This is a genomic window from Anaerococcus faecalis (assembly GCF_013371425.1).
GTDB classification, from domain to species: Bacteria; Bacillota; Clostridia; order Tissierellales; family Peptoniphilaceae; genus Anaerococcus; species Anaerococcus porci.
Genome location: NZ_JABVBA010000027.1, coordinates 1 through 637 on the forward strand (window position 1 = coordinate 1; position 637 = coordinate 637).

Here is a 637-nt window from a genome sequence, read left to right on the forward strand (position 1 = left end):
CGAGAAATTTCTGAAAAGCTTGATGTTGCAATGTCTACAATCTTTGAATGGTTAAGAAAATATAAAAAAAGTTCTATTGATGGACTCAAAAATAAAAAAAGAATTGGTAATAATAGAAATTTGACATTCGAAGAGGAAAAAGAATTTTTAAGACAATTCGAAGAAAGGGCAGAAAAAGGTCAAATAATAACAGCCAAAGAAATAGAAAAAGCTTACCGAGAACTAGTTGGTCACTCTATAGGTAATGGACAAATATATTATGTTCTAAAAAGACACGGATTCAGAAAAATAATGCCAAGGAGTAGACATCCCAAAAAAGCAAACGAAGAGGCTATAGAAGCCTCAAAAAAATTAAATCCAAAATAGGAGAAATTAGAAACGTTAACCCGAATAAAAGAGTAAGAATCATATTTCAAGACGAAGCAGGATTTGGACGCATAAACAAGCCAAAATATTGCTGGTGCAATAAAAAGATAAGACCACAAGTCCTATGCCACCACATAAGGGAATATAGATATGCATATGGTGCGGTAGAGCCAATTATTGGCGAAAATTTCTTTTTAGTACTTCCTTATTGCAACACAAATTGCATGAACGTGTTTTTAGAAGAGTTATCAAAAGATTATAAGGAAGATAA

1 protein-coding gene is annotated in these 637 nt (G+C 32.0%); it reads left to right on the forward strand.

The genetic code is table 11. The features are described 5' to 3' along the window. Positions 1-366 (forward strand): winged helix-turn-helix domain-containing protein (locus HV819_RS11385; protein ID WP_176270276.1); only part of this gene is annotated, 366 nt, incomplete at its 5' end. Between the last annotated feature and the right edge of the window lie 271 nt (positions 367-637).